The organism is Corynebacterium cystitidis, assembly GCF_900187295.1.
Classification (GTDB): Bacteria; Actinomycetota; Actinomycetes; order Mycobacteriales; family Mycobacteriaceae; genus Corynebacterium; species Corynebacterium cystitidis.
In genome coordinates this window covers 2,177,194-2,195,014 of sequence record NZ_LT906473.1, presented here as the reverse complement: position 1 = coordinate 2,195,014, position 17,821 = coordinate 2,177,194, and the positions used below count along the sequence as shown (strand labels likewise).

The window sequence follows — 17,821 nt, the reverse complement described above, 5'->3', positions numbered from 1 at the left end:
CTTAGTCGTTAGCGGGAGTCTTTAGCGGTGCGAATCCTCACCCGGCAAGGGCGCGCCGTTGAGGAAAGCGATTGCATCGCACCAATCCACAGCGCCGGTGTCGGGGGAGAAACGGTCAGTGGTGAGCAGCAGACAGCGCGAACCCGCGTCGAGAGTTTTGAAGGGGGCGAGCTCTCGTCGTAAAGTGCCCTCGTCGGAGGCGGTCAACGCAACCTGGATGTGTAACTGCAGGCTGTCCTTAGTGGCGATGAAATCGATTTCACCTCCCGGGACGGTGCCCGTGGACACGTGGAAGCCGCGGCGGCGCAGCTCGAGGTAAACCATGTTTTCCAGGTCGTGGCCGAGGTTGAATGTGCGCGACCCAAGCAATGCGGTGCGCAGGCCCGGGTCAACGAAGTAGAACTTGCCGTTGGTGGACAGCCAGCGTTTGCCTTTGGTGTCGTAGTCGCGGCACTGGTAGATCAGGTGCGCGTCGGACATCAGCGCGAGGTACCGGTTGATGGTTTCGCTCGAAGCGGTGAAACCTTCCTGCTTGAGGTGGTTGGCTATGCGATGGGTTGCCACTGGGGAGCCGGCGTTGTCGAAGATGAAGCGGGCGACGCGGAGGAACATTTCCGTGTCGCGGATTTGGCCACGCAGTGAGATGTCGCGGGTGAAGATCGAATCGAATAGGGACGTGTTGGCCTGGCGGATCACTACCGGGTCGGTCAGCTGCACCGTGGCGGGAAAACCACCGATGTGCATCCACTCCTGAAATAGTTGGTCTGGGGTGGGTGGTGTGCGGTTGTGGTAGCGGAATTGGCGGAATTCGCTCAGCGATAGCGGCAGCATCGGGATCTCGATGTAACGCCCAGCCAGGTACGTGAGCGATTCACCAACGAACAGTGACGCGTTAGAGCCGGTGACGCAGATTTCCAGTTCGGGGTCGAGCCGCAGCGAGTTGATCACGCCCGCCCAGCCGTCGAGTTCTTGGACCTCGTCGACGTGGAGGTAGCGCACACCGGCATTGATGGCATCGCGGACGTGGTTGTGGAACGCGTCCGGGTCGCGCAGTGGGGCATTAGAGTGGTCCTCAAAGTTAATCACGAGGATGGCATCGTCGCTGGTACCGGTGTTGATAAGGTGCCGCCGGTACAGTTCAAGCAGCGTGGATTTTCCGCAGCGGCGCACCCCGGTGATGATCCGCACATAGTCGGGGTCAGTCACGCCGAGCAGGTTGTTTAGGTAGTGGTCGCGCTCAATTAGCTGCCTCATGAATTTCGACTATACCTGAAATCCGCCCCGGTTCTGGCCCTGATTTCAGGTATACCTGAAATGGTTTGCCTTATTACTTGCGCTGTAATTTGCCCCGTTACCTGACCAGCTACCTGCCCAGCGGCGCTGGCCCCCTTGCCGCTAGCGCCCGAGTTTGTCCACGCTGTCCGGCAGTGGCCGGAACCCCGGCACGCTGTGCTGCCGCGTATCGCTCGCCAGCTCCGCGTCGCCCGACTGATCCACAGCAACGAGCGTGCGTTGGATCAGCACCGATGGGTCGTCGAAACGCGTGCCTGTGCCGTCCAGCTTGTACCAGGTGAACACGGTTGTGGAGACCATGTCGCGTTCGTCGTCGGAAAAGCGCGTGACCAGGCGCGCTTCGGCATGCCGGTCGCTGGCGTGTTCTATCGCGCTTAACGACGACACCTGCCGCGCATCAACCGGCACAGGTTCTTTCAGGTTGGTGAAGATCAATTCGAAGGGCACGTGCCCGTCGAGCACCCAGGTGTAGGTGGCCACATTCTGGTGGAAGCCCTCGACCGGTTCGCTGTCCCGCAGCAGCATCACGCCTGACTGCTCGGGCGGCACGCCTTGGGTGAGTTCGGTGACGTCTTCCCAGGCGCCCGCGCCGGGGCTGCTGCTGGGCAGGTCCCAGAACATTTCTGCGGTGCCGAAGCCGTAGGGGGAGATACCGGTGACCTGAATGCTGTACTTCTTCAGCCGCTCGGCCAGGAAATCGCTCATGGGTGTTAACAGTAGCGGGTGCGCCCCAGCCGGTGCGGATCTCCTTGCACAAATCTCCTCCCGCAGTAGGAGCCGGGCCGGGGCGCTGCGGGTTATTCTCGATGAATGACTCTGCGCCCCTTGGATTGGTTGTATGGTGTGGCTGCCGTGGTGCTGGCGGTGGGCTACACCGCGTTTCTGGTTGGTGAGTCTGTCACGCTTATCGACGTCGGCTACGCCACCATCTCCTGGGCGTTCGTGCCGGCGGTGTTGCTGTGGCGCAAGTTCCCGCTGGCCGCGCCGCTGGCGATTGTCGCGCTGCTTGGCCTGTGGTGCGTGTTATGGCTGGTGGCGCTGCCTTTGAACACGGGTGTGTCGCCGTGGCTGCTGACCGTGTTGCTGGCGGTGTACGCCCCGGCCCGCTACAGCGGAGTTGGTAGCGTTCAGGGTCCGCGCGCGGCTGGCTTTTCCGGCGCGGCCCGCGCCGTTCTCATATTAGCGCTGGTCGGCTCGTGTGTGTCGCCGGTGATGTGGAGGCTGGGCCCAGATCTGCGGTTGGAGTACCGCTCGGGTATGGATTTCGTCGTTACGCTCGCTGCGCATTGGGGTGTTGTGGCGGTGACCTATTTGGTTGCGCGTCAACGTTATATTCGGCAACTTCAGCGCGCCGAGCAGGAGCAGGCGGCGCGCGAGGAGGAGCGTTTGGCTATTGCGCGCGAGATTCATGATGTGCTGGCTCATTCGCTGACGTTGATTAAGGTGCAGGCGAATGCTGGTTTGGTGGCTGGTCAGGAGCGTGATGCGTTGGAGCGGATTAAGAAGTCTTCGTCGGTGGCGTTGGAGGAGGTCCGTGGTGTCGTCGGCAAGCTACGTGGTGTGCAACCGGCGGCGCAGCTTGCCCACCTGCCGGAGCTGATTCAGCGTTCGCAGTCGGCGGGGTTGACGGTGCAGGCCGATCTGGCGGACGTGCCGGTAGCGCCTGCGACTGAGCGCGCGATTTACCGCATCGTGGCCGAGGCTTTGACTAACGCGTTGCGCCACCAGCAGGACGCGTCGGCACAGGTCACCGTGGCCCCGGATGGTGAGTTCGTCGAGGTGACAGTCGCGTCGACCGGCGCGATGCAGCCCGATCGGTCCGGCACTGGCACGGGCCTGGTCGGGTCGCAGGAGCGCGCCCGCAGCTTAGGCGGCGACTTGACCTACGCCGTCGACGGCGATACGTTCCGCGTTCACGCCACGTTGAGGAGGTTTCCATGATTAATATCGTGCTTGCCGACGACCAACCCTTGCTGCTGGCAGCCTTATCCACGGTGCTGGATGCCCAAGACGGCATGCGGGTTGTCGCTACCGCTGCTGATGGGGTGGAGGCTGTGGATCGCGTGCGCGGGTTGCTGGCCGGTGGCCAGGCGGACAGTGTTGACGTGGCTGTGCTGGATATTCGGATGCCCCGGATGGACGGGATTACAGCGGCCCGCGAAATCCTGGCGCTGCCGGGTGCGCCACGGGTGATTATGCTCACCACCTTTGATGATCCTGAGTTGGTCACCGCCGCCATCGAGGCCGGAGTGCATGGCTTTTTACTCAAAGATGCCGAACCTGAAGACCTTGCCGCAGCTGTGCGCCGCGTGCACGCCGGCCAGTCAATCCTGGCTAGTGGAGTGACCGGCGCGGTACTGGAGTCTTATCGAGCACTTGCCAGCGGAGCCCAATCCACCCAGCTTGAGCCACACGAGTTGCAAGGCCTGAGCATGCTGACCCCACGTGAGCTGGAAGTACTGACCCTGATTGCGGGTGGGGCCACGAATAAAGAAATCGCCGAGCAGTTATTCATCGCCGAGACCACGGTGAAAACACACGTGGGCAACCTCATGTCCAAACTGCATGCCCGCGACCGGGTGGCCCTGGTGCTGCTGGCCCAGCATGGCGGTCTCCTCCCACAGTAGGAGCCACTTAGGAAAATACAGGCCAAAATATCAGAGCTTGGTGGGAGTTGGTTTCTTCGTCGTGAAGCAAAAATAAGCCTATGAGTATTTCCTGTTCTGGTATCACTGTTAGTTTTGGTCATCACACTGTGCTCGATTCTGTCGACCTGGTGGCGCGCCCCGGCCGGGTCCATGCGCTGCTGGGCCGCAATGGCGCGGGTAAGTCCACGCTGATGAGCGTGATGCTCGGGTTAATCACCCCGGACCGTGGAACCGTTGAGCTTGGTGGTCAGCCGCTGAGCCGTGCGGCGCTGCGCAACGTCGGTGCCAGCGTGAATGGCCCGGCCTATTATGGGCATCTTTCGGCGCGCGACAACCTGCGAGTTTATACTGCGCTGCTCGGTCTTCCGGACTCTGAGGCTGACCGCGTCCTGGCGCTTGTCGGTTTCGAAGAGGCCGGGCGGAAGAAGGCCCGCAGTTTTTCTACCGGGATGAAGGCGCGTCTAGCGTTGGCGCAGGCTTTGCTCGGCGAGCCGAAGATTTTGCTTCTCGACGAACCCCAAAACGGCCTCGACCCCCAAGGCATTGCCGATCTGCGCCGGTTTCTGCGCCAACGCGCAGCGGCAGGCTCGACGGTGCTGGTTAGTTCTCACCAGCTTGGTGAAGTCACACACCTAGCAGATGATGCCACCATCATCGCCGACGGGCACATTACTTATTCGGGAACGCTTCAGCAGCTCGCCGCCGCTGGCAGTCTCGAAGAGGAATTCTTCCGGCTTACCGCAGGCGCCGCGCACAATGCTGCGCCTAACGCCGCGCCTAACCAGCAGGGGGCGTAAGCGATGAACTACTTAAAAGCCGAACTACTCCGCACGAAAAGTCACACCCTGATGTGGCTGCCACTGTTGGGCATCCCGGTCGCCTTGGTGAGCATTCTGATGGCGGCAGGCACCTCGCCTGATCCGGCAGGCCTGGCTGCTGCGCGCTGGCAGGGGCTGTATATCACCGGCTTGGCGGCCCCGGTGGTAGCGCTGTTCGCCGCGTCTGCCGAGGCCCGTGAGAAAATCCACAATTTCGGTAGTACCGCGTGGCTTCCTGTGAGCCCGCGGCGGACCAGTGCGGCGCGTTTTTTCGTCGTCACGTGCGCTGTTGCTGCTTTTCACCTGGTGAATTTTGGCCTGACCTGGCTGCTTGCGGGCGGCAGCGCGCGGGTGGCGGTGCTTGGGCTGTGCGCGTTTCTTGGCAGTTTGGGCATTTTTGGTGTTGCATCGGCGTTTGCGCGACGGATGGGTACCGTGCCCACTGTTGCGCTCGCCCTGGCTTGGCAGATCGGCTGCGGCCTTGCTTCTGATACGCAGTGGTGGTGGGCGGTGCCTGGCGCTTGGCCGGTGCGGTTGACGTTGCCTGTGATGGAGACCTATTTCAGTCTGGTGCCTTTGCCCGCAGACCATCCGATTCGCCACGAGCCACCCTGGCTGGCCCTTGCATTGTGCCTGGGTTTGGCGCTGCTCGGTGCGGCTTTAGCGGTGGTGACCCCGGTTGCTTATCGACGACCGACCGGCGCTCGTTTTCGCTTCCGTGGTCGGGCAGCTGGCGTGCTAGCTTCCGGCGCGACTGCTTCTACCAGCGCGCCCGCAGCGTTGTCGCGCCCGCGCCCGCTACGAGCTGTGTCCCGTGCTGCTTTCACCCCGGTGTTGCGGTGGTGCATCGTCGCGGTGGTACTTGCTTTGCTGTTGAGCATGCGCTACCCAGCAGCAATTAGCATGGCGTTGGCAACGTATGTGCTGTTTCCCCTTGGGACGGGTCTGCTGCCGGTGCTCGTGTGGCCGGCGATCGCCCCGGCGTGGAACCTGATGCGGGTGGAAAATCCCCGTGTTGTCGGCGCAGTTCTTGTGTGGATGTGCCTGATTGTCGCAGGGCTTGCAGGGGTTGCGGCGATTATCGTGCACTCCCCAGGGTGGGGCATCGTCACAATACTGACCAGTTGTCTTATCGCGTTGGTCTCGCTGGCGGTGGTTCTGCGTTTTGGCACGCTGTGGGCGATCGCACTGACCGTGGGTGCCACCATTTTCTCCGCCACCATCGGCGGTGACGTGCTTGCCCAGACCTGGCTGTGGGTTCTTACCCCACCGTCGTGGGCGCTAACGGCCACCACCGCCTCGCGATTTATCTTCGCCGTCACGGTCGCGTTGGCTGGTTGTGTGGCAGGGGTGCTCGTCGTTAAGCGTGCTTTCCGACGAATGCCCACGCAAAGCCACCGGTGAGGCCAGTCTTGAAGGAGCGCAAACCACGGCTTTATACTTCTTTATAAACAGTGCCATCTATAAAGAAGTATAAAATCCATGCAACCTAGCCCTTATACCCCCGGTACGGTAGCTCGTGACGTGTATGGTCGCGAGTCATATCTCAATGAACTGCGACGTGAACTTCTGTTTATGTCTGAATACCCTGCGATTCAAGGGAGAATCCACGTTTATGTAGGGCCTCGAGGCGTAGGGAAAACAAGTCTCTTGCGGGCAGTGCAATCAGAAGCCCGGGCTCTGGGATTCGATTCCGTGTGGGCCACAGCAGGAGACGGGCCACTTGTTCCTGTGTTATTAGAGGAATTGCGAGAGCTTTCTGGTAACTGGAAAGAACACGCACGGAACATTTTTACCTCCGCTGCCAACGCGATATCGGTAACCACTGGTGGTCTTAAGGTTTCTCCCCAGCTTGGAGAGGCCGCTTCGAAAGTGCCCAGTGGTGTGGGGCGGCAACTGCAAAAAGCGCTGATTGCTGCTGGGCAGGCGGCCCACGGTGCAGGAAAAGGGCTTGTTATTTTTATCGATGAAGTTCAAGCTGCTGACCCCGAAGGGATACGAGCTCTAGCGTACGCGTGGCAACACATGCAGTCCGAGGCGAAGGATGTCCCGATTATGGCTGTCACGGCAGGATTAAGCCATGCGCAAGATGTCATCACTGATGCCGTGAGTTTTGCGGAACGATTCCTGTACCAGCAGCTTCACAACTTAGAGGAAGACGATTCTGTAGCCGCTTTGCGCAGTCCTGCACAGCGGGCGGGAGTGCGCTGGGAAGATGAAGCACTCAACGTGGCTCTGGCAAGGACCAAGGGATACCCTTACTTTTTGCAGGTCATTGGTGATGAAACGTGGAAGTCAGCTGGATATCCGAAAGAAGGAGAAACTATCCGGCTGCCGCACATTAATGACGCTTCAGAAAATTTTAATCACATCCGTGAGTCGTTTTTCCGGACTCGTTGGGAGAAGGCTACCCCAGGAGAGAACGACTTTCTGATGGCGATGGCCGCGTTGGGTGACGGCGCAGTGGCACGAAAAGATGTCGCTGCGCGAATGGGAAAGTCGACGACGGATATCAGTATGGTTCGGGCTTCGCTCATGGACAAAGGCCTGATTGATTCACCTGAGCGAGGCCAGTTGGAATTTACCGCCCCGGGATTTGCTGATTATGTGCGTCGCGTTTCGGGCATGGACGATGAGTAGGTGCAACACTAAATTGCCTAGATCGGCAAAACCACCTAGACCGTCAAAACCTGCGCCAACCACGGCTTTATACTTCTTTATAAACAGTGCCATCTATAAAGAAGTATAAAACGTGGGCCTGTATTGCCTGTTTCGCGGACATGTCCAACGGGAGAACATGTCTGCTAGTGGCGCGGCTTTAGTAGTAGAAGGGGAACTGGTCCCAGTTCGGGTCGCGTTTTTCCAGGAAGGAGTCGCGGCCTTCGACGGCCTCGTCGGTCATATAGGCCAGCCGTGTCGCTTCGCCTGCAAAGACCTGCTGGCCCATTAGGCCGTCGTCAAGCAAATTGAAAGCGAACTTGAGCATGCGCTGGGCCGTCGGCGACTTGCCGTTGATTTCGCGGGCAACCTGGATGGCTTCCCGTTCCAAATCCTCGTGGTTTACCACGAGGTTGACCGCTCCCATGCGGTGCATGTCCTCGGCGGAGTAGGTCCGGCCCAAAAAGAAGATTTCGCGGGCAAATTTCTGGCCCACCATCTTCGCCAGGTACGCACTTCCGTAACCGCCGTCGAAGGAACCGACATCGGCATCAGTCTGCTTAAACCGGGCCTCCTGGCGCGAGGCGATCGTCATATCGCAGATCACGTGCAGGGAGTGGCCGCCGCCGGCCGCCCACCCGTTGACCACCGCGATGACCACCTTTGGCATAGTGCGGATCAGGCGCTGCACCTCAAGAATGTGCAGGCGGCCACCCTCGGCCTTCGCTCGTGCTTCATCAACAGTGGAGGCGTCGGCTTCGGCGTCGTTATGCTCGTGGCTGGTGGCGTACTGGTAGCCGGAACGGCCGCGGATGCGCTGGTCGCCACCCGAACAAAACGCCCAACCACCATCTTTTTTGCTCGGCCCGTTGCCGGTAAGCAGCACCACGCCCACGCTGGGATCCTGGCGCGCGTGATCGAGGGCGCGGTAAAGCTCGTCGACGGTGTGCGGGCGAAACGCGTTGCGCACCTCGGGCCGGTCGAAAGCGATCCGCACAATGCCGTTCTCGCGGCCGGGGGAGACATGCCGGTGGTAGGTGATGTCGGTCAGGGTGTCGAAGCCTTCGACAACCCGCCACTGCGAAGGATCAAAAGGTTGCTCGGTGGAGTAGCTCATAGCGCCCAAGTCTATCCGGCGCAGGCCGAGAGCGTTCCGACGCAGGCCGAGAGCGGGCCGGGAGCGTGCCGACGCCCGCGTGGCGTACACCTTCTATACGGCAAGGCGTTTCGGGTGCCCCCGCCGGCGGTGTGAATTGCAGCGAAACGCTCTGGCCTGTATGAATGCCCGGCCAGTTCTGGTTGAGGCAAAAAGGCGGACGGGGTGGACATTCTTCCGATCAACGGTTTGTGGTCGTAGAATCGCCGCATGGTTACGGTTGATGAGATCCTTGAACGCGCCCACGTGGTTAGCCTGCCGATGGCGGTGCGGTTCCGTGGGGTGGATCGTCGTGAAGCGCTGCTCATCGATGGCCCTGAGGGCTGGGGCGAGTTTTCCCCTTTCCTGGAGTACGGGGCGCGCGAGGCTAGCGCGTGGCTGGCGGCCGGGTTGGAGGCGGCGTTCGTGGGGTTGCCGGAGGCCCGCGGCTCGGTGGAGGTCAATGGCACGATCCCGGCGGTTGAGGCGGGGCGTGTGCCGGAGATTATGGCGCGCTACCCGGGGGTTCGCACGTTTAAGGTGAAGGTGGCGGAGGCTGGGCAGTCGCTTGCCGACGACATCGCGCGCGTCAACGCTGTGCGCGAGGCCATGCCGGAAGCTGTGATCCGGGTGGATGCGAACCGGGGTTGGACTGTTGAGCAGGCAGTTGAGGCGGCTGGCGCGTTGGGGGATCTGGAATATATTGAGCAGCCGTGTGCCACTGTGGAGGAGTTGGCGCGGCTGCGGGGGCTTACCGATACGCCGATTGCGGCTGATGAGTCGATCCGGAAAGCCAGCGACCCGTTTCGCGTTGCCGAGTATCAGGCGGCCGATGTTGCTGTGGTGAAGGTGGCCCCTTTGGGTGGGGTGCGCAGGTTGGTGGAGATTTCGCGCGCGCTGGATTTGTCGTTGACGGTGGCGAGCGCCTTGGATACTGCGGTGGGGATTCATGCGGGTTTGGTGGCGGCGAAGGTGGCGGGTTCGCGCGCGGCTGGTCTTGCCACGCAGCGCCTGTTCGTTGAGGATGTGGTTGAGCCGGGGGAGCTTATCGACGGCCACCTGGCCATCTGTGCACCTGTGCCGGACCCGGCGCGGCTGCATGAGCTGCGGGCTGCACCGAACCGGAAGGATTGGTGGTTTCAGCGGGTGGCGGATGCGCATGCACAGCTGTCTGCCGGGGATCTTCCAGGAAACATGGCATCGGGGCGGTAAGGTAGCGGGCATGGATGATCAGACACGGCAGTTTGGGGTTCCGGGACGCGGTGCGGGCGGCGACGGTGGCGCAACCGGTGAGAGCCGTCCGCGCCAGCAGTTCCCGCAGCAGCAACAAGGTAACGATCCAGGCCATACGCAATTTAATCCGCGCTATACAGATCCCGGTCACGACTACGATAGTGGCTACGGCAGCGGATATGACCAGCGTTATGAGCCGTACGAGGAACCCTACCGCCCCGATGACCAGCAGTATTATGACCCTGCGTATGGTGAGCCAAAGAAGAAGACACATACCGGGATGATGGTGCTTGGTATTTTGCTGGCGTTGGCGGTGTTGGCTGGCATTGTGATGTTTTTGATGTGGCGGTCGGCTGCGCATGAAGCGAATGAGCCTCCGCCACCACCGGTGACGGTGACTCAGACGGAAACCACGACTACAACAGAGGATGCCCCGCTGATTCCAACGCAGATTATTCCGCGCGATGACCAGGGCAATCCGCAGATTCCTACTGAGTGGCCCAGCGATATCCCAACTACTGTCCCGCCTGAGGTATCCGATGGTGCGCAAGACGCGCAGGATTGGCTTGATGGTTTCCTGAATGATCTGGAGTCTGCCTTCCAGTAGTGCCGTGTGGCGGGTAGTTATGACACCGTCGCTTATGCTGGTGATGACGCGGATGAAGCAAACGCGGTTGGAGAAATCGAGGAGCGAGTTTTCACCATAGACGGAATCACCACAGATGGGATCACCATGTCGTTCCTAAGTGGCTTACTTCTTCTTTGTACTTTTTCTCGGTTGTACTTTTCTGCTTGAAAGCTGCGTTCCCAAGACTCATCGTGGTTTTTAGGGTCACACTACAGCCTTGGTAGTTGATTCTTTTTCACAAGAATCACGCTTAACCCGAATCACACGTAGCTGGGGGACTACTCTTATGTTGCTGGTTGATGTTCTGCGTGGTGGTGGCGGGTGTGGCAGGATGGTGGGCGTTGGTGTTTCAACTCGGGGGAGGATCCAGTGCAACGGATGACTATTGCTACGACAGTTATTGCTGTGTGTGTCGGATGTTCTGGTGTGTTGGTCGCGGGGTGTTCTAGTGTGCTGGGTGAGCCTGATAGGTCCACTGTGGCCGGGCAGGAGGCGACGACAGAACACGGTGCTGGGACAGAAGCCGGTGCTGATGACGTGGTTGAAACATCGCAGCCTGTGGCGCAGAAGGCTGATGCGTTCCATTTTGATTCCGGCACGATTCAGATCGGCCCGTTTGATCCTGATGAGTTGTATCCTGACGTGTTTGATCCGTGTCAGGAGATCACGAGGGAAGAGATCGAGGAGCGAGGCTTCACCACAAACGGAATCACCATGTCAGAAGGGTCGGGCTCACTTTTGGGGTGTAGAGGGTGTCAAGTTGTTTGTGTGTGGGGTTGATTTTATAGGTAGTTTTGGAAGCGGTCGGGGTAGGCTACGGACATTTGGTTGATGGCTTGTTTCCACCCTGCCACGCGTGCACCTTCTATGAGGCGTCCGGCTGTGGCAGCAACCTTTTTGCCTTCTTTGGCTCGTTTGGCGGCACGGCGATCTTCGATATTGCAGATCATCAACCACAGCGTCTTGACTGCGGATTCATCGTTAGTGAACTGCACCCTATTACGGGTGGCTTTACGTAGTTGATTGTTAAACGATTCAATCGAATTCGTCGTGTAGATCACCTTCCTCGCTGCTGGCGGGAACTGTAGAAACGGTATAAACCGATCCCACGCATCGCGCCACACTTTCACTGATTGCGGATATTTCTGCCCCAGCTCAGTTGCAGCAAAGTGTTCTAACGCTTGCGCTGCCTGGTCCTCATCAGCAGCGGTGTAGATCTGCTTTAAAGCCGCTGATACTGCTTTACGGTCCCCGTACGCAACCCACCGGTTGGCTGCCCTGATCAGGTGGACGATACAGGTTTGAACCATCGAGTTCGGCCAGGTCGCTTCGACTGCTTCTGGCAGGCCTTTCAACCCATCACAGCACACGATGAAAACGTCTTTAACACCCCGGTTAGCCAGGTGGGAACAGACCTGTGCCCAGAACGAGGCTCCTTCTTCTTTGGCAATCCAAATACCCAGGATGTGCTTAATACCGTCCATATCCACCCCGATAGCCAGATAAGCAGACTTGTTGACCACTCGCCCACCATCACGGACTTTGATACGCAGTGCATCGAGGAACACCACGGGGTAGAACTCATCTAGCTGGCGGCTTTGCCACTGCAGTACTTCGTCGAGCACTGCATCAGTAACCGCAGAGATCGTCTCATGCGACACATCGATCTTCAAGGCTGTGGCTAGGTGGTGTTGGATATCACGGATGGTCATCCCACCGGCATACAAACTAACGATCATGTCATCGACATCGGTCAGGCGACGTACTCCTTTAGGCACCATCGTCGGAACAAACGTCCCCTGCCGATCACGGGGCACATCAATGGTGACAGGCCCATAGTTAGAATCCACGGTCTTTGGATAGCTGCCATTGCGGTGGTTATCAGCCCGAGCAGCGTTTTTGGCTGCCCTGTCACCAGACTGATAGCCGAGGTGGACATCCATTTCCGCCTGCAATGCTGCCGATAGCGAGGCTTGCAGCATGCCCCTGACCAGTTCATTGGCATCCGTAGTAGAGGTTGCAAGCTCCTTGATGATTTTAGCTACCTCAGGATTGGCAAGCAGTTTCTCCTCAATAGCATCAATCCGAGCTTTATCCTCTGGATCACGTCGCGTCATAGTCGTCATTGTGGTTCATCTCCTCATGCAGGATCGGTATCCCACACACAAACCATCTGACACCATCGGGGTGTACTTTCATCGCGGGTCCGCAACACCCGAAAATTGTCTTCACTGTGTATGGAAACCTAGCAAGCAAGCAAGACCATATTGATGGTGGGGTGTATTCCCATGAGGTGGAATCCGACGTCTTGGACGGTGTGTTCGAGTACGTCATGGAGACTGACGGCCCACGTATGTGCCGTATTGGGATCGAAACCGAACGCGGAACCATCGGAGTCATCGCTAACGGTGACTATTACCGCACACCGAAAGAACAAGCATGTGCAAGTGCACTGCAGTTACTGGAATCATTCACACAATAATCACATATCAACAGAATCACACAGAGCTGGTGAGGCTTATTCTTGTGTTGTTTTGTTCACGTGCTGCGTGGTGGTGGCGGGTGTGGCAGTATGGTGGGCGTTGGTGTTTCAACTCGGGGGAGGACCTATTGCAACGGATGACTATTGCTACGACAGTTATTGCTGTATGTGTCGGATGTTCTGGTGTTTTGTCGGGGTGTTCTGCTGTCATAGGTGAGCCTGATAGGTCCACTGTGGCCGGACAGGAGGCGACGACAGAACACAGTGCTGGAACAGAAGCCGGTGCTGATGACGTGGTTAAAACATCACCGCCGGTGGCGCCGAAAGCTGATGCGTTCCATTTCGATTCCGGCACGATTCAGATCGGCCCGTTCGATCCGGACGAATTGTATCCGGATGTGTTTGATCCGTGTCAGGAGATCTCGGTGGAAGAGATTGAGGAGCGAGGCTTCACCACAGACGGAATCACCATATCTGTAGGAGGCGGAACGTTTTTAGGGTGCTCTTTCATCGCGGGTCCGCAACACCCGAAGGTTGTTTTCACGGTATATGGAAACATGGCGACAAAGCAGGAACATATTGATGGTGGGGTCTTTGACTACGAGATGGAATCCGACATCTTAGACGGTGTTTTCGCTTATACCATGCCAGAAGCGGGTCCACAGACATGCCGTATTGGGATTGAAACTGAACGCGGAACAATAGGCGTTGTCGCTAACGGTGACTATTACGGCACACCGAAAGAACAAGCATGTGCAAGTGCACTGCAGTTACTTGAATCATTCACACAATAATCACATAAATCACATTTAACGAGGGGGATATGATGCTGAACTTTGATCCAGTGGAGGTCTTGGCCGCCGCACAGAAACTCGAGACATCCGGGCAATTTCCAGTTGGTACCACAGACAGCGAGGAAAGTTTTCTAACCATAAGCTATTCTTCGGTGTCGGGGTTGTCAGAGGTGGGTCAAATGCATTCCACCTTTTTGTCGACCAACAAGCAAGAGTCAATGACGGCGTTTACTGATCGGTTTGTTAATGCTGCAACGACGTTACGCCGCAATGTTGCTGATGTGGTCAATGGGGATGAGGCGTTTGCTGCCGCGCTGGAGGCGTATCAGCATAGTGTTTCTGTAGGTGCTCAGCTTGGTATGCGGGGGTTGACCAGTTCGCCACTTGCTGATATCCCTGTTGGCAGTATCACCAACACGGATACCCAACCGTTGGTGGTGGTCCCCCCTGTGGTTGTTCGCCCACCGTCACTTGTGGTTTTGGCGGGGCAGTTCGCGAGTACGAATCACGGTGTTCCATCCTCGATGGCTGGTGACTGGACGAGTCTGGCATCAAAAGTCCGTTCTGCTGCCGATAGTCTTGATGAAGTACTGGGCGATCTGGAGAGCTCGGCTGAGACTGAAGCGATCCAGTTGGCGATGGCTACGATCCGCACGATCCAGTCGACGGGGTATACGTTTGCATCAAATGCGGATAGCTTGGCCACTAATACCACGAGTTTGGCAACAGCAGGCCAGGCTCAGGCGCAGCAGGCGGCCCAGGTTGCTTATGTCTATGGGCTGGCGAATGCGACAAGTCCTGTGTTGGCGCGCACGATTGAGCAGTCGTATCTCGAGTCGTTTCCGCCTGCGATGACGACTACTTTGGGCCCGGCGTTGCCCAGTGTTGGCCAGTTATTACCACCGATGGATGATCCCCATGGTGGTTCGGCAGGAGAAGTTACACCAAGTGGCCGACATCCTGGTAGGTCGCTGCCGGTGTGGGAAGATACCGCGTTGCCTGCGGTTGTTCAAGAGGCGATGGAGCATTATGGGATGGGGGAGGCGGCACGGATGCGTGATCCGCAGGAACTTGCTGCTGAGTTTCAGCGCAGCGGGGCTGACACGTTAGATGCGGTGATGGCCGGGCATGTGCCGACTTCTACGGCTGCAGCTTCGGCTGCTGCGCCTGTGTTGCCACCACCACTTCACCCGGGGGCGCATTCTGGTGCACTTGCATCACCAACGCCACCTGCGACTACAGCTGCGACAACTCCTGCTGCCGGTCAGTTTGGGCCGTTGCCTCCTTCTGGGACTGCTATGGCGCACACCCGGCCTGGCACACGCCTGGGAACAACCGGCCCAGGTGCGGGTGTGGGTGCACCGGGTGCAGCAGGGGTAGTACGGCCGGGAAGCGGGCCAGGTTCTGGGGTTCGCCCCTTGACCACCGGTATCGGCGGTCGAACCGTCGTCGGCACCGATAGTGGTGGGCGCGCTGGTGGTGGAGTCGGTGGTTCTGGCGGTGGTTCGTCGGCTGTGCCACACGCCGGTGGAGGTAAACCACCGTCCGGCGCCGGTTCCGGTGCCGGAGGCCTTGGCAGGGGACCATTGACTAGTGGCGTGCCTACTGGGGGTGTGGCAGGTTCATCAGCACACGCTGCTCATGGTGGTACACCCGTTGGTGGGATGATGGGCGCAGGCCGTGGTGCAGCCGGCGCGGCAGGTGGTCGCCGTGGTAATCACGGGGCGGGGTCTGTGCGTGGGATTAAAACCAGTGCCGTAGAACGTGAAGGCAATCTAAAAGCCCTGCTTGGTGAAGGCCCCGAAGTCATCCCCGGTGTCATCGGCGCATGGGTACGAGAACCCCGCACCGACCGCTAAAGGCATCATTCGTGGACGACACTTCGGGCGACACTTACAGGGGCTAAGAGCATTGGCTGCGGGCACTCCGGATGAGGTGGCGCAGGGCTCCACACCCACGGCAGGACACCCACGACAGGCGTGCTAGTAAAGTAGAACGCATGTCTGAATCGCAGCCTGAATCGCTCGTACTGGCCACCGCTGTCGCCCGCACGCTGGCTGAGCACGTCACCGACGTGGTGATCAGCCCCGGGTCGCGCAACTCGCCGCTGGTGTATGCGTTGCTGGCACGCCGGGACATCACTGTGCATGTGCGTATCGACGAGCGCTGCGCCGCCTTCACTGCCCTGGGTATCGCGCGGGTGCAGCGTCGCCACGTGGCGGTGGTCACCACCAGTGGTACTGCAGTGGCGAACTGCTTGCCCGCCGTTGTGGAGGCACACATGTCGCACACGCCGCTGGTGATTGTCAGTGCTGATCGCCCTAAGCGTTTGCTGGGCACCGGGGCCTCGCAAACGATTTGGCAAGACGGCATTTTCGGCCGCTACGCCGCCACCCAACAGGTGGCTGGCACAGCTAGCGCGGCCGACGCCACGGAAGTGGCCGACCTGGATTTTTCTGCCGGCCAGATCCACATCAACGTCGCCCTAAACACCCCGCTGGTACCGGATCACTTGCCCGAAGCTCAGGGTCAGCCTCGCAGGGTGGGGCCCGGTAGGATGTCGTCGATAAGCGAACGCGTTGACCACGGCGAAATTGGGGTTGACCTGGACAAAGATACCCTCGTGATCGCCGGCGATGAGGCGTGGGAAGTGCCTGGTCTGGAGCACGTGCCGACGATCGCTGAACCCACCGCGCCGACCCCGTTTCACCAGGTGCATCCGCTTGCCGCGCGCTTTTTTGCGCAAAGTACGGTGGCGATCAGCCACGATGGCGGTGATTTCGCGGCAAGCACTAAACCGGAGCAGGTCGTGGTGGTGGGCCATCCCACGCTGCACCGCGACGTGATGGCGCTGCTGGCTGACCCCGCTGTGGAGGTCATTGGGCTGTCTCGTACTGAGACGTTCACCGGGCAGCCGGACCGCCGCGGCACCCGTGTCAAGGTGACCGGGCAGCCTAGCGATACTTGGCTGAAAGTGTGCGAAGCGGCAGGTGACGTGGGTGCGCAGACCGTTCGCGACGCGCTTGCCGACGATTCCTTCGGCTTCACCGGCCTGCATGTGGCCGCTGCTGTGGCTGACACGTTGGGTGTGGGCGACTCGCTGGTGCTGGGTAGCTCAAATCCTGTGCGTGATGCGAGCCTCGTGGGTCTACCTTTCGATGGTGTGTCCACCTATTCGGCCCGCGGTGCTGCCGGGATTGACGGGACCGTGTCCCAAGCTGTGGGCGTGGCGTTGGCAACCCAAGCCCTGCACCCTGACGAGATCCGCGCCCCACGTACTGTCGCGCTGATGGGGGATCTGACTTTCCTGCATGATGTGAACGGCTTGCTCATCGGGCCTGATGAGCCACGGCCCGGCAACCTCACCATTGTGGTAGCTAACGACGATGGTGGTGGCATCTTCGAAACGTTGGAGGTGGGCGGGGATGCGGTGCGCAGCGCGTTCGAGCGTGGTTTTGGCACCCCACACCATGCCAATATTGAGGCGCTTGCCAAAGGCTACGGCGTGGACTACTTGCGCGCCGATACCTTGCGTGAACTACTCGAGCACCTGATGGCTGTCGACGAAGCGCCCGCACCCATCACCGTGATCGAGGCGCGCACGACGCGCGTCACCCGCCGCGCACTGGCCGAGAGGCTGAATAAGTGATGGTGCTGAAGGGTGCGCGGGTGCGCCGCCGCCTTCACCAGCTGATCCTCCTGCTGTATGCGGCTGCGATGGTCGGTACTGTGTCCATGGTGGTGGGCCCTGCGATCAATGACATCATCATCATGAATGATCCTGGCCGTGGTATGGCTACCGTCACCGGTGTGAGCCCCACCCGTACCGCCGTCGACTACCAGGATGAGCAGGGCCGCTATCATTCGCCGCCGACGGGCCTGCTGTATCCGACTGGTCTTGGCGAAGGCCAACAAGTGTGGGTGACCTACTCCAAGCGGGATCCAGACCTGGTGAAGGTGGAGGGGCGCATGTGGACGCTGTCGATCATTCCGGCGCTCAGTGTGGCGGTGGTCTCGACTATTCTGGCGGTTATCGCCTGGGTGGTTGTTAGTAGAGCGGGTGTCCGAAAAAGTTCATCGAGAGTTACCCGCTGGTCAAACAGGTGTTAGTGTGCTTAGGAGATACTGGCGG

17 protein-coding genes are annotated in these 17,821 nt (G+C 59.4%); 13 read left to right on the top strand and 4 right to left on the bottom strand.

Annotated elements, in window-relative coordinates:
- Positions 1–21: 21 nt before the first annotated feature.
- Both CKV99_RS10430 and CKV99_RS10425 read right to left on the bottom strand, forming a co-directional pair.
- The gene (locus CKV99_RS10430; RefSeq protein WP_092260232.1) at positions 22–1,254 is read right to left on the bottom strand and encodes an ATP-binding protein; all 1,233 of its coding nucleotides are present in this window, start codon (positions 1,252–1,254) and stop codon (positions 22–24) included.
- A gap of 141 nt (positions 1,255–1,395) precedes the next feature.
- The gene (locus CKV99_RS10425; protein WP_092260234.1) at positions 1,396–1,998 is read right to left on the bottom strand and encodes a hypothetical protein; all 603 of its coding nucleotides are present in this window, start codon (positions 1,996–1,998) and stop codon (positions 1,396–1,398) included.
- Positions 1,999–2,103: 105 nt separating this feature from the next.
- On the opposite strand from CKV99_RS10425, the gene CKV99_RS10420 reads away from it, so the two are divergent.
- The 5 genes from CKV99_RS10420 (at position 2,104) to CKV99_RS10400 (ending at position 7,399) form a co-directional block, all read left to right on the top strand.
- Positions 2,104–3,234 carry a sensor histidine kinase gene (locus CKV99_RS10420; RefSeq protein WP_092260236.1) on the top strand — a complete coding sequence of 377 codons (1,131 nt, stop codon included), beginning with the start codon at positions 2,104–2,106 and terminating at the stop codon, positions 3,232–3,234.
- Positions 3,231–3,920 carry a response regulator transcription factor gene (locus CKV99_RS10415; RefSeq protein WP_092260238.1) on the top strand — a complete coding sequence of 230 codons (690 nt, stop codon included), beginning with the start codon at positions 3,231–3,233 and terminating at the stop codon, positions 3,918–3,920. The genes CKV99_RS10420 and CKV99_RS10415 overlap by 4 nt, the downstream gene beginning before the upstream one ends.
- Before the next feature lie 80 nt (positions 3,921–4,000).
- Positions 4,001–4,738 (top strand): ABC transporter ATP-binding protein, encoded by a 738-nt coding sequence (locus CKV99_RS10410; RefSeq protein ID WP_092260240.1) that lies wholly within the window; start codon positions 4,001–4,003, stop codon positions 4,736–4,738.
- A 3-nt stretch (positions 4,739–4,741) separates the two neighbouring features.
- Positions 4,742–6,163, top strand: coding sequence for an ABC-2 family transporter permease (locus CKV99_RS10405; protein WP_092260242.1), 1,422 nt, complete (start codon positions 4,742–4,744; stop codon positions 6,161–6,163).
- 78 nt (positions 6,164–6,241) lie between these two features.
- Positions 6,242–7,399: an AAA family ATPase gene (locus CKV99_RS10400; RefSeq protein ID WP_092260243.1), complete on the top strand. Its 1,158-nt coding sequence runs from the start codon at positions 6,242–6,244 to the stop codon at positions 7,397–7,399.
- 178 nt (positions 7,400–7,577) lie between these two features.
- On the opposite strand, the gene CKV99_RS10395 is transcribed toward CKV99_RS10400, so the two are convergent.
- Positions 7,578–8,534 (bottom strand): 1,4-dihydroxy-2-naphthoyl-CoA synthase, encoded by a 957-nt coding sequence (locus CKV99_RS10395; RefSeq protein WP_092260245.1) that lies wholly within the window; start codon positions 8,532–8,534, stop codon positions 7,578–7,580.
- A gap of 249 nt (positions 8,535–8,783) precedes the next feature.
- Between CKV99_RS10395 and CKV99_RS10390 the strand changes: the two genes are divergently transcribed.
- From CKV99_RS10390 to CKV99_RS10375, 3 genes are all read left to right on the top strand, one after another.
- Positions 8,784–9,764, top strand: a complete 981-nt coding sequence (locus CKV99_RS10390) for an o-succinylbenzoate synthase (protein ID WP_092260246.1) — start codon at positions 8,784–8,786, stop codon at positions 9,762–9,764.
- 10 nt (positions 9,765–9,774) lie between these two features.
- Positions 9,775–10,392 (top strand): hypothetical protein, encoded by a 618-nt coding sequence (locus tag CKV99_RS10385; RefSeq protein WP_092260248.1) that lies wholly within the window; start codon positions 9,775–9,777, stop codon positions 10,390–10,392.
- A gap of 399 nt (positions 10,393–10,791) precedes the next feature.
- On the top strand, positions 10,792–11,193 hold the full coding sequence (locus CKV99_RS10375; protein ID WP_092260252.1) for a hypothetical protein: 402 nt from the start codon (positions 10,792–10,794) through the stop codon (positions 11,191–11,193).
- Positions 11,194–11,195: 2 nt separating this feature from the next.
- On the opposite strand, the gene CKV99_RS10370 is transcribed toward CKV99_RS10375, so the two are convergent.
- Entirely contained in the window at positions 11,196–12,530 is a 1,335-nt protein-coding gene (locus CKV99_RS10370; RefSeq protein WP_197697175.1) for an IS256 family transposase, read from the bottom strand.
- A 116-nt stretch (positions 12,531–12,646) separates the two neighbouring features.
- Between CKV99_RS10370 and CKV99_RS10365 the strand changes: the two genes are divergently transcribed.
- From CKV99_RS10365 to CKV99_RS10345, 5 genes are all read left to right on the top strand, one after another.
- Positions 12,647–12,895 carry a hypothetical protein gene (locus CKV99_RS10365; RefSeq protein ID WP_095114735.1) on the top strand — a complete coding sequence of 83 codons (249 nt, stop codon included), beginning with the start codon at positions 12,647–12,649 and terminating at the stop codon, positions 12,893–12,895.
- A gap of 137 nt (positions 12,896–13,032) precedes the next feature.
- A complete protein-coding gene (locus tag CKV99_RS10360; protein WP_095114733.1) occupies positions 13,033–13,689 on the top strand; it encodes a DUF3558 family protein in 657 nt (218 codons plus the stop codon).
- 179 nt (positions 13,690–13,868) lie between these two features.
- Complete coding sequence (locus CKV99_RS10355) at positions 13,869–15,548, top strand: hypothetical protein (protein ID WP_157728431.1); 1,680 nt, start codon at positions 13,869–13,871, stop codon at positions 15,546–15,548.
- A 140-nt stretch (positions 15,549–15,688) separates the two neighbouring features.
- Positions 15,689–17,338 (top strand): 2-succinyl-5-enolpyruvyl-6-hydroxy-3-cyclohexene-1-carboxylic-acid synthase, encoded by a 1,650-nt coding sequence (gene menD / locus CKV99_RS10350; protein ID WP_092256689.1) that lies wholly within the window; start codon positions 15,689–15,691, stop codon positions 17,336–17,338.
- Positions 17,338–17,799: a DUF3592 domain-containing protein gene (locus CKV99_RS10345; RefSeq protein WP_092256686.1), complete on the top strand. Its 462-nt coding sequence runs from the start codon at positions 17,338–17,340 to the stop codon at positions 17,797–17,799. Before menD ends, CKV99_RS10345 begins: the two co-directional genes overlap by 1 nt.
- Positions 17,800–17,821: the final 22 nt, after the last annotated feature.